Source organism: Halomonas sp. ML-15, from assembly GCF_014779595.1.
In the GTDB taxonomy this organism is placed as follows: domain Bacteria; phylum Pseudomonadota; class Gammaproteobacteria; order Pseudomonadales; family Halomonadaceae; genus Franzmannia.
Genome location: NZ_JACXZT010000017.1, coordinates 166,771 through 181,390, shown reverse-complemented (window position 1 = coordinate 181,390; position 14,620 = coordinate 166,771). Strand labels below are relative to the sequence as shown.

12 protein-coding genes are annotated in these 14,620 nt (G+C 62.2%); 9 read left to right on the top strand and 3 right to left on the bottom strand.

All coding sequences use genetic code 11. The features are described from left to right. Positions 1-187: 187 nt before the first annotated feature. The 8 genes from IEI94_RS10405 (at position 188) to IEI94_RS10370 (ending at position 7,861) form a co-directional block, all read left to right on the top strand. Positions 188-724, top strand: a complete 537-nt coding sequence (locus IEI94_RS10405; protein WP_191167235.1) for a DUF1269 domain-containing protein — start codon at positions 188-190, stop codon at positions 722-724. 142 nt (positions 725-866) lie between these two features. Then, positions 867-2,270, top strand: a complete 1,404-nt coding sequence (locus IEI94_RS10400; protein WP_191167234.1) for a c-type cytochrome — start codon at positions 867-869, stop codon at positions 2,268-2,270. A 3-nt stretch (positions 2,271-2,273) separates the two neighbouring features. Further along, positions 2,274-4,070 carry a cbb3-type cytochrome c oxidase subunit I gene (locus IEI94_RS10395; protein WP_191167233.1) on the top strand — a complete coding sequence of 599 codons (1,797 nt, stop codon included), beginning with the start codon at positions 2,274-2,276 and terminating at the stop codon, positions 4,068-4,070. Then, the gene (locus IEI94_RS10390; RefSeq protein ID WP_191167232.1) at positions 4,067-4,732 is read left to right on the top strand and encodes a cytochrome c oxidase subunit 3; all 666 of its coding nucleotides are present in this window, start codon (positions 4,067-4,069) and stop codon (positions 4,730-4,732) included. Before IEI94_RS10395 ends, IEI94_RS10390 begins: the two co-directional genes overlap by 4 nt. Before the next feature lie 10 nt (positions 4,733-4,742). Further along, positions 4,743-5,450, top strand: a complete 708-nt coding sequence (locus tag IEI94_RS10385) for a cytochrome c oxidase subunit 3 (RefSeq protein ID WP_224750057.1) — start codon at positions 4,743-4,745, stop codon at positions 5,448-5,450. Positions 5,451-5,459: 9 nt separating this feature from the next. Next, a complete protein-coding gene (locus tag IEI94_RS10380) occupies positions 5,460-5,777 on the top strand; it encodes a cytochrome C oxidase subunit IV family protein (RefSeq protein WP_191167230.1) in 318 nt (105 codons plus the stop codon). Positions 5,778-5,833: 56 nt separating this feature from the next. Beyond that, on the top strand, positions 5,834-7,192 hold the full coding sequence (locus tag IEI94_RS10375) for an HTH domain-containing protein (RefSeq protein ID WP_191167229.1): 1,359 nt from the start codon (positions 5,834-5,836) through the stop codon (positions 7,190-7,192). A gap of 69 nt (positions 7,193-7,261) precedes the next feature. Then, positions 7,262-7,861, top strand: coding sequence for a pyridoxamine 5'-phosphate oxidase family protein (locus IEI94_RS10370; RefSeq protein WP_191167228.1), 600 nt, complete (start codon positions 7,262-7,264; stop codon positions 7,859-7,861). A gap of 6 nt (positions 7,862-7,867) precedes the next feature. Here IEI94_RS10370 and holA read toward each other — a convergent pair whose 3' ends face one another. From holA to leuS, 3 genes are read right to left on the bottom strand one after another with little or no spacing between them, the layout of a single operon-like run. After that, entirely contained in the window at positions 7,868-8,926 is a 1,059-nt protein-coding gene (gene holA, locus IEI94_RS10365) for a DNA polymerase III subunit delta (RefSeq protein WP_191167227.1), read from the bottom strand. A gap of 43 nt (positions 8,927-8,969) precedes the next feature. Beyond that, a complete protein-coding gene (gene lptE / locus IEI94_RS10360) occupies positions 8,970-9,470 on the bottom strand; it encodes an LPS assembly lipoprotein LptE (protein WP_191167226.1) in 501 nt (166 codons plus the stop codon). A 35-nt stretch (positions 9,471-9,505) separates the two neighbouring features. Next, complete coding sequence (gene leuS, locus IEI94_RS10355; protein ID WP_191167225.1) at positions 9,506-12,100, bottom strand: leucine--tRNA ligase; 2,595 nt, start codon at positions 12,098-12,100, stop codon at positions 9,506-9,508. Positions 12,101-12,463: 363 nt separating this feature from the next. On the opposite strand from leuS, the gene IEI94_RS10350 reads away from it, so the two are divergent. After that, complete coding sequence (locus IEI94_RS10350) at positions 12,464-14,605, top strand: polysaccharide biosynthesis protein (protein WP_191167224.1); 2,142 nt, start codon at positions 12,464-12,466, stop codon at positions 14,603-14,605. Positions 14,606-14,620: the final 15 nt, after the last annotated feature.

Here is a 14,620-nt window from a genome sequence, read left to right as displayed (position 1 = left end):
CAATCAACATAAAAGAAACTTGCTCAAACTGCAGATATAGACAACCTTGATAAAGGAAATACAACTAAGCGGGTCATTATTGGCGCCGTGTTAATACAGGATGTAGTTGTTAAGGAAGCGTTCCGCACAGTCTGAATGTGCGCCCTGTTGCATTGCGCCATCCGCATCTTATTGAGGAGGGCATGATATGCAGCGCCTCTATTTCCTGACGCCCGACCTGGAGACCACGGTCAATATCGCCCACGAGTTGGATGACTTGGGTCTGTCCCGTAATGAAGTGCATGTTACCGGACGCGACTGGGTCCATCTCAAGGAGCGTGGTGTCAACAACGCCACCCTGCGCCAGACCTCCGACGTCGGACATGCCGCCGTGCGCGGCCTGCTGTTCGGGATCCCGCTGGGCTGTGCGCTCGGGGTTCTGGTCTACTACGTACTCGGTGAAGGCTTCAGCAACACCGGCATCACCGCTGTCATTGCCGGCATGGGCATCTTCGGCGGGCTGTTCGGGGTCTGGACCAGCACCATGATCGGCGTATCGGTACACGACGTGAAGGTCGACAAGTACGAGGACGATATTGAGAACGGCGCTTTCCTGATGATGGTCGACGTTGCCAACGAACAGGAGTCGAAGGTCTACTCAGTGATTCACCGCCACCACCCCGAGGTGATCATCGACAAGGTCACCGCGGAAGAGCGGCGTCACCACTGTGGTACCGGTGTTTAAACATGAAACTTTCTTTATTTCGTTTTATGCACTGCTAGTAGCGTTTCTATATATAGGCAGGTGGTCGTAAGTGACAGTCAGTCATTAACTAAATTAGCAGAATGGCTGACTGATAATATAGGCGCGGGGAAGAGGGCTGCCGATGGCAATGGCGATCATGGTAATCGTATTGGCGGTGGGCTCGGTGCTGTTTTTCTTTTTCAGCCCCTGGTATCTCACGCCGCTGGCTTCCAATTGGGGGAAGATCGACGACACCATCCAGATCACCCTGTGGGTCACCGGCGCGGTCTTCCTCGCGGTAAACCTGTTCCTGGCCTATGTGATCGTTCGCTATCGCTTCAACCATCGGCGGCGCTCCCAGTATGACCCGGAGAACAAATCGCTGGAGCTATGGCTGACGGGTCTCACCACGCTGGGCATTGCCGGCTTGCTGGCGCCTGGTCTGGTGGTCTGGGCGTCGTTCGTCTCGCCCCCCGAGGATGCCCATCAGGTCGAAGTGGTGGGCCAGCAGTGGCACTGGAGTTTCCGTTTTCCCGGCGAGGATGGCCGCTTCGGCTCGGCGCACAACCGCTTCATCGATGAGCATAACCCCTTCGGCCTGATCGATGATCCGGCCGGCCAGGACGATATTCTGATCAACGCGCCGCACTTGCTGCTGCCGGTCGACCGGCCGGTGAAGATGGTGCTGCGCTCCAAGGATGTGCTGCATAACGTCAAGGTGGCCAACTTCCGCGCCAAGATGGACATGGTGCCGGGACAGACCTCCTATTTCTGGTTCACGCCGACCGTGCTCGGGGAGTACGAGATCGTCTGCGCGCAGCTGTGCGGTATCGCCCACTTCGCCATGCGCGGGCGCATCGAGGTGGTGGAACAGGAAACGTTCGACGCCTGGCTTGCCGAACAGCCCACCTTCGCCGATATCGCGGCGCGCGAGCCGGGCGATCCCGAAGCGGGCGAGTCACATTACACCAGCTGTGCCGCTTGCCATGGCGCCGAGGGGCAGGGCAATCAGCCGCTCAACGCGCCGAAGCTGGCGGGGCTCGATGCCTGGTATCTGGAACGTCAGCTCGAGCTGTTCCGCTCTGGAGCCCGCGGTACTCATGAAGACGACACCTACGGCCGTCAGATGCGCCCATTTGCCACCATGCTGCCGGATCGCCAGGCGATTGCCGACCTGGCGGCCTATATCGAAACCTTGGCCGACGAGCCGCTCCAGGCCAGCCTCGAAGGCGGTGATGTCGAGCGCGGTGCAAAGCGCTACCGCACCTGCGCCAACTGTCATGGCCAGCAGGGAGAGGGCATCCGTGCCACCAACGGCCCGCGCCTGGCAGGAATGCCTGACTGGTACCTGGAACGGCAACTGCACAACTTTCGTGAGGGCGTGCGCGGTCGCCACCGGGAGGATCCTTACGGCAACCAGATGGTCGAGATGGCCCAGGTGCTGGTCGATGATCGCGCGGTCCGCGACGTGGTGGCCTATATCGCCACCTTGCCGCAACCCGCAATGACGGTAGCGGCGGTGAACGCCGGTGACGGGGAGGAGTGAGGGATGGCCGACCATGGACAGCACAGCGTGCCCCACGCTCAGCCGGGCGAGTTCGACAACATGGAGCTGGTGCACCCCAAGACGTTTCTCGGCAAGTATGTGTGGAGCCAGGACGCCAAGGTGATCGCCATCCAGTATGGCATCACCGCCATCGCCATCGGGCTGGTGGCACTGGTGCTGTCGATCCTGATGCGGCTGCAGCTGGGCTTCCCCAACACCTTTGCGTTGATCGACCCGTCAAGTTACCTGCAGTACGTGACCATGCACGGGATGATCATGGTGGTCTATCTGCTCACCGCGCTGTTTCTGGGGGCTTTCGGCAACTACCTGATACCCCTGATGTGTGGCGCCCGGGACATGGCATTTCCCTACCTCAACATGCTCAGCTACTGGTTCTATCTGGTGGCGGTGCTGATCCTGATGGCCAGTTTCTTCGTGCCGGGGGGCGCCACCGGCGCCGGCTGGACGCTCTATCCACCCCAGGCGATCAGTCCCGGTACGCCGGGCATCAATGGCGGCATTCTGCTGATGCTGGGGTCGCTGTCGGTGTTTATTGCCGGTTTCACCATGGGCGGGCTCAACTACGTGGTCACGGTGCTGCAGGCACGCACCCGGGGCATGACGCTGATGCGCCTGCCCTTGACCATCTGGGGCATCTTCATGGCCACGGTGATGGCGCTGCTGGCCTTCCCGGCGCTGCTGGTGGCGATCCTGATGATGCTCTGCGACATGCTGCTGGGGACCAGCTTCTTCATGCCGGAGATGCTCAACCTGGGGGAGCAGTCCGGGCATGAGGGCGGCAGTCCCTTGCTCTATCAGCACCTGTTCTGGTTCTTTGGCCATCCGGAGGTGTATATCGTGGCGCTGCCGGCCTTCGGCATCGTCTCGGATATCCTTGCCACCCATGCCCGCAAGAACATCTTCGGCTACCGCATGATGGTGTGGGCGATCATCATCATCGCCGTGCTCAGCTTCGTGGTCTGGGCCCACCACATGTTCATCAGTGGCATGAACCCTTACTTCGGTTTCCTGTTCGCCACCACCACCCTGATCATCGCGGTACCCACGGCGATCAAGGTCTACAACTGGGTGTTGACGCTATGGCGCGGCAACATCCGCATGACGGTACCGATGCTGTTTGCCATCGGCTTTATCTTCACCTTCGTCAATGGCGGGCTCAGCGGTCTGTTCCTGGGCAACGTCACCGTCGACGTGCCGCTGGCGGACACCTACTTTGTGGTCGGCCATTTCCATATGGTGATGGCGGTGGCGCCGGTGCTGGTGGTGTTCGGCGCGATCTACCACTGGTACCCCAAGATCACCGGCCGGATGATGGATGACGCCCTGGGCAAGATTCACTTCTGGGTCACCTTCCTCGGCACCTACGCGATCTTCTACCCGATGCACTTCATGGGTTTTGCCGGGGTACCGCGCCGCTACTACGGCTATGGCGAGACGGCCTATATTCCCGACTCGATCCAGACCCTCAACGCCTTCATGAGCGTGGCGGCGATCATCGTCGCGCTGGTGCAGCTGGTGTTCTTCTACAACCTGGTGCGCAGCTACTTCCGCGGCCGCGAGGCGGGCCCCAATCCCTGGCAGGCGACCACCCTGGAGTGGCAGACCGAGCACACGCCACCGCGCCACGGCAATTTCGGCGCCGAATTGCCGGTGGTCTATCGCTGGGCCTACGACTATGCCGTGCCCGGTGCCAAGCAGGATTTCATTCCGCAGAACATGGCCCCCGAGGAGGTCGAGCGGCTCGACGATCAGAGCGCGTCGGGGAGGGCGACACCATGACCGTCACCCTGATCTTCATTGCCGTGATGATGGCGATTTTCGGTGGCTGGCTGTTCAGCCATTCGATCGGTGTGCGTCCCTGGGAGGCGCAGGCGGCAGGCGAGAGCAGCCGCCAGATGCCGGTCGGCGTCAGCGCCCCCCGGGTGGGGCTGGGCGTATTTCTGGCAGTCGCCACCTCGCTGTTTGCACTGACCATCAGCGCCTACCTGATGCGCCACGACATGGGCCATGACTGGCAACCGCTGGCGGTGCCTGGCCTGCTGTGGTGGAACAGCGCTTGCCTGGTGCTCGGCAGCGTGGCGCTGCAGACGGCCTGGCAGGGCGCGCGCCGGGACGATGCGCAGCGTTTGCGGCTTGGACTGCTGGTCGGCGGGGGCTTCACCATCGCCTTCATCCTTGGGCAGTCGCTGGCCTGGTGGCAGCTGCAGGCCGCTGGCCACTATCTGGCGGCCAACCCGGCCAATGCGTTTTTCTTCCTGCTTACGGCGCTGCACGCCGTGCACCTGCTGGGCGGGCTATTCGCCTGGTCGCGCAGCCTGTTCCGCCTGCAGCAGGGCGCCGCGCCGCGGGAGGTGCTGCCGAGCATTGAGCTGTGTGCGCTGTACTGGCACTTCCTGCTGGTGGTGTGGGGCATCCTGTTTGCCCTGCTGCTGACGACATGAGGGCATGAGCATGGCGACTCACGATTCCGACGCCTCACCGCAACGCGAGGGCACGGCCGGCCTGATCCGCGACTGGTCGGTAGACCGGCGGGTGTTCGATGTGCCCTGGGGCAAGGCGATGATGTGGCTGTTCATCCTCAGCGACGTGTTCATCTTCGCCTGCTTCCTGGTCGGCTACATGGTGCTGCGCATGTCAACGGTGGAGCCCTGGCCGGATGCCAGCGAGGTGTTCGCGCTGACCATCGCGGGGCAGTCGATACCGCTGCTGCTGATCGCCATCATGACCTTCATCCTGATCAGCAGTAGCGGCACCATGGCACTGGCGGTGAAGTACGGCTACGCCAACGATCGTCGCAAGACCGCCATACTGCTGCTGATCACGGCGCTGTTGGGGGCCAGTTTCGTGGGCATGCAGGCCTTCGAGTGGGCGATTCTGATCGGCGAGGGCGTGCGGCCCTGGGAGAACCCCTGGGGGGCGGCCCAGTTCGGTGCGGTGTTCTTTCTGATCACCGGCTTTCACGGTACCCACGTGACCATCGGCGTGATCTTCATCGTGATCATGGCGGTCAAGGTCATGCGCGGTTCGCTGGACGGTCAGCGGCCCGGCTTTCTGACCGGTCGCAAAGGCAGCTACGGAATGGTCGAGAGCCTGGGCCTCTACTGGCACTTCGTCGACCTGGTGTGGGTATTTATCTTCGCGTTCTTCTATTTGTGGTAGGAGGTCGAGATGGATCAACACAATAGCCATCACCAGCCCGAGCTGCGCGTCTATCTGCGCGTATGGCTCTGGCTGTTCGTGCTTAGCGTACTCTCCTATCTGGTCGATATCTCGGGGCTCGAGGGGTTACCCAAGTGGGGCTTGATCACCCTGTTCATGCTGCTCAAGGCCGGCCTGATCGTGGCCTTCTTCATGCACATGGCCTGGGAGCGCCTGTCGATCATCTATACCGTGCTGCTGCCACCGGCGGTGCTGCTGTTCCTGGCCGCACTGATGGCCATGGAGGCCAACTATACGCTCGTGTCGCGGCTGGGCGTTGCCAACTGAGTTAGCCAGGCCGCCGTGCTAGTATCCACCAACAGATGATGTTCGGTGGATCCATCATGTCCCGTGCCGCACGGCTATTCGACCTCATGCAGACACTGCGCCGCCACCGCTGTGTGGTGAGCGGTAGAGTGCTTGCCCAGGAGTTGGGCATCTCGCTGCGAACCCTGTATCGGGATATCGAGGCTCTCAGGGCGGTAGGGGCCGAGATCGACGGCGAGCCGGGACTAGGTTATGTACTCAAGCCAGGCTTTATGCTGCCGCCGCTGATGTTCTCCGAGGAGGAGATCGAAGCTCTGTCACTGGGGCTCAAATGGGTGGAGCAGCGTGCCGATGATGGGTTGGGGACGGCCGCCAGCGAAGCCCTGGCCAAGGTCGCGGCGGTGTTGCCTCGTGAGCTTCGCCATCGACTGGAAGACTCAACGCTGCTGATCGGCCCCGGCTGGGATAAACCCCAGCAGGTCGATCTTGCCGTACTGCGGCAAGCAATTCGTGGCCAGAATAAGCTCGTGATCAGCTATTGCGACCTCAAGAGCCGTCGTTCGTCGCGGCTGATTTGGCCCTTCGCCATCGGTTTCTTCGAGACCACGCGCATCCTGGTGGCTTGGTGTGAGTTGCGCCAGGGGTTTCGTCACTTCCGTGCCGATCGTATAGAGACCGCTAGGGTGAGAGAGGAGCGATACTCACGGCGACGTCATGAACTGCTCAAGATGTGGCGAGCAACGCTACTGCCACAATCTGACAGTAGTGGGGGCTATGCTACCAGCACACCCACTGATGCGAGGCGTATCACCATGGAACAGGACATTGTCTTTTACACGAACCCGATGTCACGCGGTGGCATTGTGCACTGGATGCTGGAAGAGATCGGAGTGCCTTACCGTAAGGAGGTGCTGGCTTACGGGGCGGAGATGAAAAGCCCCGACTATCTGGCGATCAACCCGATGGGCAAGGTGCCCGCGATTCAGCACGGCTCGGTAGTGGTCACCGAGGCGGCGGCGATCTGCGCGTATCTCGCCGATGCCTTTCCGGAGGCCGGTCTGGCGCCGCCATCGGGGGAGCGTGGTGCCTATTACCGATGGCTGTTCTTCGCCGCAGGGCCGCTGGAGACGGCCATTGCATTGAAGGAGTGTGGTGTCCAGCCGGGGCCAGAGCAGCAGATGCAGCTGGGGTGCGGTGCCTACGAATCGGTGGTCGATGTCTTGGCAGCTGCGGTCAAGGAGCGTCCCTATCTGGCAGGGGAGCACTTCAGTTCGGCGGACATCTATGTCGGCTCACATATCGGTTGGGGCATGCAGTTTGGCACCCTGCCCAAACGGCCCGAGTTTGTGCGCTATTGGCAGAACCTAGAGGCGCGACCGGCCTACCAGCGAGTCGCTGAAGGCGTCCAGCAGGCGATGGCGGAACAGAGTATCTAAGCCGGGACGCAACGCTGCCATGCCTGCCGGGAGGCATACCAACATGTTGTATCAGTCGGGAGAATCACGATGATTGGCTCTATCGAGGAACTGCGAGCACTGTATCCGCCAGCCAAGCCGCGTGCGTTGCAAAAACAGCTCAGCCGCCTGGATGATCACTGCCGGCGTTTCATTTCGCTGTCGCCTTTCGTGGTGCTGGCCAGTGGCGATGGTCTCAACCAGGACGCTTCGCCGCGCGGCGGGGCGCCCGGTTTCGCCAAGGTGCTCGACGATACCACGCTGCTGATCCCCGACTCGCCGGGCAACAACCGCCTCGATTCGCTGAGCAATATCATCGCCAGCGGGCGCCTCGGGCTGCTGTTCCTGATTCCCGGCGTGGATGAGAGCCTGCGCATCAACGGTGCGGCCGAGGTGTCGGTGGATGAAACGCTGCTGGCGCAGGTGGAAGACGAGCGTCGCGAGCCGCGGGTGGTGATCCGGGTGACGCTGGAGGAGGCCTACCTGCACTGCGCCAAGGCGTTGATGCGCTCAAAGCTGTGGAGTGATGAGAGTCGGCGCGAGCGCTCGGTGCTGCCGAGCATGGGCCAGATGATCCAGGACCAGACCAGCGGCAGTGGCGAGCCAGAGAGCCAGGCGACCATGCTGGCGCGTTATCAGAACGAACTGTAGAGGGGATCAACCCACTTTATAGGAGAGCGGCGACTCGGCCAGCAGGCCGCGGCCGCCGGCCAGCGTCAGTGCCAGATCGTGGATGCCATCCCACAGCGGCAGCGGTGCGGCGCCCTTGATCGCCAGATCGAGGCGCTGGGCGAATAGCAGCAGCTTGTGCAGGCGCTTGAGGGGCAGCCGATTGAGCGCCTGCTGATAGGCGGGACGACGCTTGTCGAAGATCGGCGGTTTCTGCGCCTTGCAGGCGTGTTCGAAGCTCTGGCCCTGGTCGAGATGCTGATAGAGCGACAGCAGGATGCGCAGTTCGCGGGTCAGCGCCCACAGCATGATTGGCGCCTCGACGCCCTCCTGGCGCAGGCCACGCACGATCCGCGAGACCCGCTCACGCTCGCCGCGCAGGCAAGCCTCGGCCAGGGTGAAGACATCGTAGCGGGCGCTATCGTCGACACCGCTGGCGATCGCCTCGGCGTTGAGGCGGGCCCCGGGAGGCATCAGCAGCGCCAGTTTCTGCAACGCCTGATCGGCGGCCAGCAGGTTGCCCTCGGTACGCTCGCCGAGCAGCTTGGCGGCCTCCATATCGAGCTGCAGGCCGTGGCGGCCGGCGCGATCGCGCATCCAGTAGCCCAGTCGCTGGTGGTCCACCGGCCATACCGGGACGAACAGCCCAATCTTGTCCAGCGCCTTGAACCACTTGCTCTGCTGCTGCTTGCGGTCCAGCTTGCCGGCGCTGAGCAGCAGCACGTTGTCGCTGCCACTGGCCTGCTCGGCGTAGGCCTCCAGGGCGCGGCCGCCTTCCTGGCCGGCCGCCTGGCTGCCGAGACGCAGCTCGATCAGTTTGCGCGAGGCGAACAGCGACAGGCTGGCGGCGGATTCGGTAAGCCGCCCCCACTGAAAGCCGCTTTCGACGTGCAGCACTTCGCGCTCCTCGATGCCCTGCTGGCGCGCGGCGGTGCGTACGGCATCGCAGGCCTCCATATGGATCAACGGCTCATCACCGGTCACCATCACCACCGGCGGCAGCTTCTTGGCAATCGCCTCGGGCAGCTTGTCGGGGAAGATCTTCACGCAGGCACCTTACGGGGGAGTGGCGTCACCCGGCAGCGTCGTGTCACGAAGCCGGTTGGTTGTCGAGGGCGCGCAGGCGATCGAGCAGTCGGCGCGCGGCCTCCTGGCGCAGTTCCTGGCGAGCCTCTTCGCGGATATCGTCCTGGGCCAGCAGGTTATCGTCGCTGATGCTGAAATTGGTGCTCACCTCGAGCTGCTGCTGGTCGAGCAGGTAGGCGTTGTCGCGCTGGCGCTGCACCGAGAAAGGTGCAGTCAGGGTCATCTCGATTTCGCGACTGGCTGCGCTACCGAAGGTGCGACGGCTCTCGCGGAACGACTCGCCGCCGAGATTGAGGCGTAGCGGCGCGTCGTCGCGAATGGCGGTGTCGGCACTCTCCAGTGCCGCCTGCACCGCGGGGGTCAGGTCGGTGTCGGCGGCGACCAGGGCGATGCTGTCCAACGACACCGTCGAGGCATCTAGCCCGCGTAGCCGAAAGCCGCAGCCGGAAAGCGCCAGGCCAGCGCCGGCGGCCAGGGTCAGGTGGAGAAAGCGACGACGCTGCATGCAACACTCCTTGTAGGTAGACGATGGACGCGGGCCTAGTTGGCGACGATATTGACCAGCTTGCCCGGCACCACGATGACCTTGCGTAGCGTCTTGCCGTCGGTGTGGCGCTGGACGTTATCGTTGGCCAGGGCCTCGGCCTCGATGCTGGCCTTGTCGGCGTCTGCCGGCACCTCAAGGCGCGCGCGCAGCTTACCGTTGACCTGCACCACCAGCTCGATGGTATCGCGGGCCAGGGCTGATTCATCGAGGCTCGGCCAGGCTGCGTCGATAGCGGGTTCGGCATGACCCAGCGCCGCCCACAGCGCGTGGCAGGCGTGGGGTGTAATCGGTGCCAGCAGCAGTACACAGGCTTCCACCGCTTCGCGCGCTACCGCCAGATCCTGGGGGCTGGTGGCCTCACCCTCGTTGTGGAATCGGCCCAAGGCGTTAGTCAGCTCCATCACCGCTGCAATGGCGGTGTTGAAGGTGGTGCGCCGGCCGATATCGTCGCTGGCCTTCTTGATCGTCTCGTGGGTCTTGCGGCGCAGGTCACGCTGGGCGTCGTTGAGCGACGTGGTGTCCAGCGGGCCGGGCGTGCCGGCGGCGAGGTGCTCGTTGACCAGACGCCACAGCCGCTTGAGGAAGCGGTGGGCGCCCTCGACGCCGGAGTCGGACCACTCCAGCGACTGCTCGGGCGGTGCGGCGAACATCATGAACAGCCGCACGGTATCGGCCCCGAAGCGGTCGATCATCGACTGCGGGTCGACGCCGTTGTTCTTCGACTTGGACATCTTCTCGATGCCCCCCATCTCCACCGGCTGGCCATCTTCGATCAGCACCGCGCTCAGCGGACGGCCCTTGTCATCGCGCTTGACCTCGACATCGGCGGGGTTGAACCAGGTCTTGGCGCCGTTGGACTCAAGGCGATAGTAGGTTTCGGCGATCACCATGCCCTGGGTCAGCAGCTGCTGGAAGGGCTCATCGCTGTCGACCAGCCCGAAGTCGCGCATCAGCTTGTGGAAGAAGCGCGCGTAGAGCAGGTGCAGGATGGCGTGTTCGATGCCACCGATGTAGAGATCGACGGGCAGCCAGTAGTTGGCGCGCTCGTCGAGCATCGCCTCGTGGTTGTCGGCGCAGCAGAAGCGCGCGTAGTACCACGACGACTCCATGAAGGTGTCGAAGGTATCGGTCTCGCGCAGCCAGCCGTCGCCGAGATCGGAGAACTCGGGCATCTTCTTGAGCGGCGAGCCTGAGGCGTCGACGGTGACTTCCATCGGCAGCGCCACCGGCAGTTCGTCATCGCTGAGCGGCACGGTCTGGCCCTCGGGACCGTACTTGACCGGAATCGGCGCCCCCCAGTAGCGCTGGCGTGCCACGCCCCAGTCGCGGAGCCGGAAGTTGATCTTGACCTCGCCAACGCCTTGCTGCTTGAGCCTGGCGGCGATGGCATCGAAGGCCGCCTCGAACTCTAGGCCGTCGAATTCACCGGAGTTGATCAGCCGGCCATGCTCGACATAGGCCCCCTCGGAGAGGTCCGGGGCCTGACCGTCCTGGTCGGCGATCACCGCCTCGATGGGCAAGCCGTACTTGGTGGCAAACTCCCAGTCGCGCTGGTCGTGGCCGGGCACCGCCATCACCGCCCCGGTGCCAAATTCCATCAGCACGAAGTTGGCCACGTAGACCGGTACTTCGCGGCCGGTGAGCGGATGCACGGCGACATGCCCGGTGGGCATGCCTTTCTTGTCCTTGGTGGCCAGTTCCGCTTCGGAGGTGCCGCCGTGGGCGCACTCCTCGCAGAATGCAGCCAGCTCGGCATTGCCTGAAGCGGCGGCCTTGGCCAGCGGGTGGCCGGCGGCCACTGCCATATAGGTCACGCCCATCAGGGTGTCGGGGCGGGTGGTATAGACGCTGACCGGCTCGACGTCGGTGCCGTCGGCGGCCTTGATGTCGAATGCCAGTTCGACGCCGCGCGACTTGCCGATCCAGTTGCGCTGCATGGTCTTGACCTGCTCGGGCCACTCGACCTTGTCGAGATCGGCGAGCAGCTCATCGGCGTAGTCGGTGATCTTGAGGAACCACAGCGGGATCTCCTTGCGCTCCACCGGCGCCCCGGACCGCCAGCCGCAGCCGTCGATCACCTGCTCGTTGGCGAGTACGGTCTGGTCGACCGGATCCCAGTTGACCGTCGACATCTTCTTGTAGACCAGGCCCTTCTCCAGCAGCTTGGTGAAGAACCACTGCTCCCAGCGATAATAGTCGCTGTCGCAGGTAGCAAACTCGCGGTTCCAGTCATAGGCGAAGCCCAGCGCCTTCAACTGGTTGCGCATGTAGTCGATGTTCTCGTAGGTCCACTTGGCAGGCGGTACCTGATTCTTGATCGCGGCATTCTCCGCCGGCATGCCGAAGGCGTCCCAGCCCATCGGCTGCATGACGTTCTTGCCCTGCATGCGCTGGAAGCGCGAGACCACGTCGCCGATGGTGTAGTTGCGCACGTGCCCCATGTGCAGCTTGCCGCTGGGGTAGGGGAACATCGACAGGCAGTAGAATTTCTCGCGGCTGGCGTCTTCTATTGCCTTGAAGCACTGGTTCTTGTCCCAGTACTGCTGGGCGTCACGTTCGATGTCAAAGGGCGTGTACTGTGCGTCCATCGGTCTCAACAGGCACCTTGCGTTGAATGTAGCGAAAAAGAGGAGCGTCGCCGAGCCGCCTGGTCTATATATGACCTTGGCCTAACATCGTGGAGGCGCGGCGACGAGTAGCGTCATGACAGGCCGCTAGCATACCCCACTCGCCTGCTTGCGGCCACGCTCAGGCTAGTCCGAGCGGGCGGTTCCGTCCTGGAGAGCGGCTTTTGATGACAGCGGTATTACTTCCCTAAGCGTATTATGGCTCGCGACTTGAGATACTTAATGTTACACTGAGGGGTGTGTGATGTTACATTGATGGTGAATCACCTGTCTTATGGCTCAGGGAAAGCCTCGCGCTAGCATGGCTCGGCAAAGGGACACAGGATGACAGATATACTGAAAAAGTTGTTTGGTTTGCCGCGACGCCGCAAGCAGCTCATACAGCTGATTGCTGACGCATTACTTATCGTGGCCAGCTTCTTTGCCGCTATGCTGCTGCGTCTGGACTCCATGCGGTTTCTCGCTGATCCGGATGTGTGGGTCGCGCTGCCTGTGGTGGTGCCGGTTAGCTTGATCATTTTCGTCAAGCTGGGCTTTTACCGTTCCATTATCCGCTACATGGGCCTGAAGGCCTTTCAAGCGATCATGGCAGGGGTCATAGGGTCGGCGTTAACGCTGGGCATTGTGAGCAGCGTTTTTGACCTGTCGATTCCTCGCTCAGTACCCTTTATCTACATCATGCTGGCATTGCTGACCATTGGCGGCGTGCGGCTTGCACTGCGTCTGCTATACCAGCGTGGCCAGCAGAGACTCAAGACGCGCGTGTTGATCTATGGAGCCGGTGCTGCGGGGCGCCAGCTAGTGATGTCACTTCGCCATGGGCGCGACTATGAGCCTGTGGGGTTCGTCGACTTTGCCCCACGCCTCCAGGGTACCCACGTGCAAGGTTTGAGGGTGCACTCCCCGGACGATACTGGACGCCTGGTTAATAACTATGGGGTAGAGAAGCTCCTGCTGGCCGTGCCCGAGGCCACCCGTGCCCGCCGCCAGGAGATAATCGAGTCGTTGGAGCCGCTCTCGATTCCCGTTCAGACCATCCCTGACATGGCCGACGTCATTTCCGGCAAGGCCAAATTCAACGAGCTGCGTGATGTGGCGGTGGAAGACCTGCTGGGTCGCGATCCGGTCCCCCCCGTGCAATCCCTGATGGGGGCCAACATCAGCGGTAAGGTCGTCATGGTCACCGGTGCCGGAGGCTCAATCGGTAGTGAGCTGTGTCGGCAGATTCTGCGTCAGCAACCCCGGCAGCTGCTGCTTGTCGAGCTCTCCGAATACTCGCTGTACCGCATCGAACTCGATCTGCAGCGCATCGCTGCCGCAGAGTCAATCGATGTGGAGTTCACGCCTCTGCTTGCTTCAGTGCGCGATGGGGAACGTATCAAGAGGCTCATGTGCGATTATGAGGTGCGCACTGTTTACCACGCGGCAGCCTACAAGCACGTGCCGATGGTTGAGCACAATCCTGGTGAGGGCGTGCTCAACAATGTCTTTGGCACGTTGGCCGTGGCCAAGGCTGCCATTGCCGCGCGTGTCGACGACATGGTGCTGGTCTCCACCGACAAGGCGGTCAGGCCCACCAATGTGATGGGGGCCAGCAAGCGCATGGCGGAACTGGTCTGTCAGGCGATGGCGTCCTCCCAGCAGAAGACGCGCTTCTCTATGGTCCGTTTCGGCAATGTGCTGGGCTCCTCTGGCTCGGTCGTCCCGCTGTTTCGCAAGCAGATCGAGAACGGTGGCCCGATTACCGTTACGCACCCTGAAATCACGCGCTATTTCATGACCATCCCCGAAGCTGCCCAACTGGTCATTCAGGCAGGTGGGATGGCCAAGGGGGGCGATGTATTCGTGCTCGATATGGGCAAGCCTGTGCGGATCGTCGAGTTGGCCACCCGTATGGTGCGCTTGACTGGCCTTGAGCCACACTTCCCCCAGTCTGGGGCATCGCCCAATTCCTCAACGCCTAGAAAGCAGCGCAGGCAGCACCAGGAGTTGGCCGAGGGGGGCAGTAAGGGCGATATATCGATCATATTTACCGGATTGCGGCCTGGAGAAAAGCTCTATGAAGAGCTGCTGGTGACCGAGGCCGTGGGCAAGACAGGCCACCCGCGCATCATGACGGCCAGCGAGGCATCGCTTAGCTGGGAGGCGCTGGAAGCCATTCTGCTCGATCTGAATGCCGCCTGCATGAACCAGGATGCAGAGCGTATCCGGCGAATCCTGATAGATGCCCCAACCGAATATCATCCGCAGTCTGATGTCGTGGCTCATCAGCCGAAAGCGGCTCGCCCCAATACAATATGCGACCCGCTGCCATCTACAGAGACGCTAGCAAGTGATCAAGCAGCCCAGCCCACGGCCGATATCACTCCTAGCTGGCAAACGATGAGTGACCCCACTGTTGAGCCCAGATGCCACGAGGAGCCCGTCGTTGCGAATGTTGCGTACTACTCACCCAAGAATCGCTAGGTTGGCTTAGAGCTT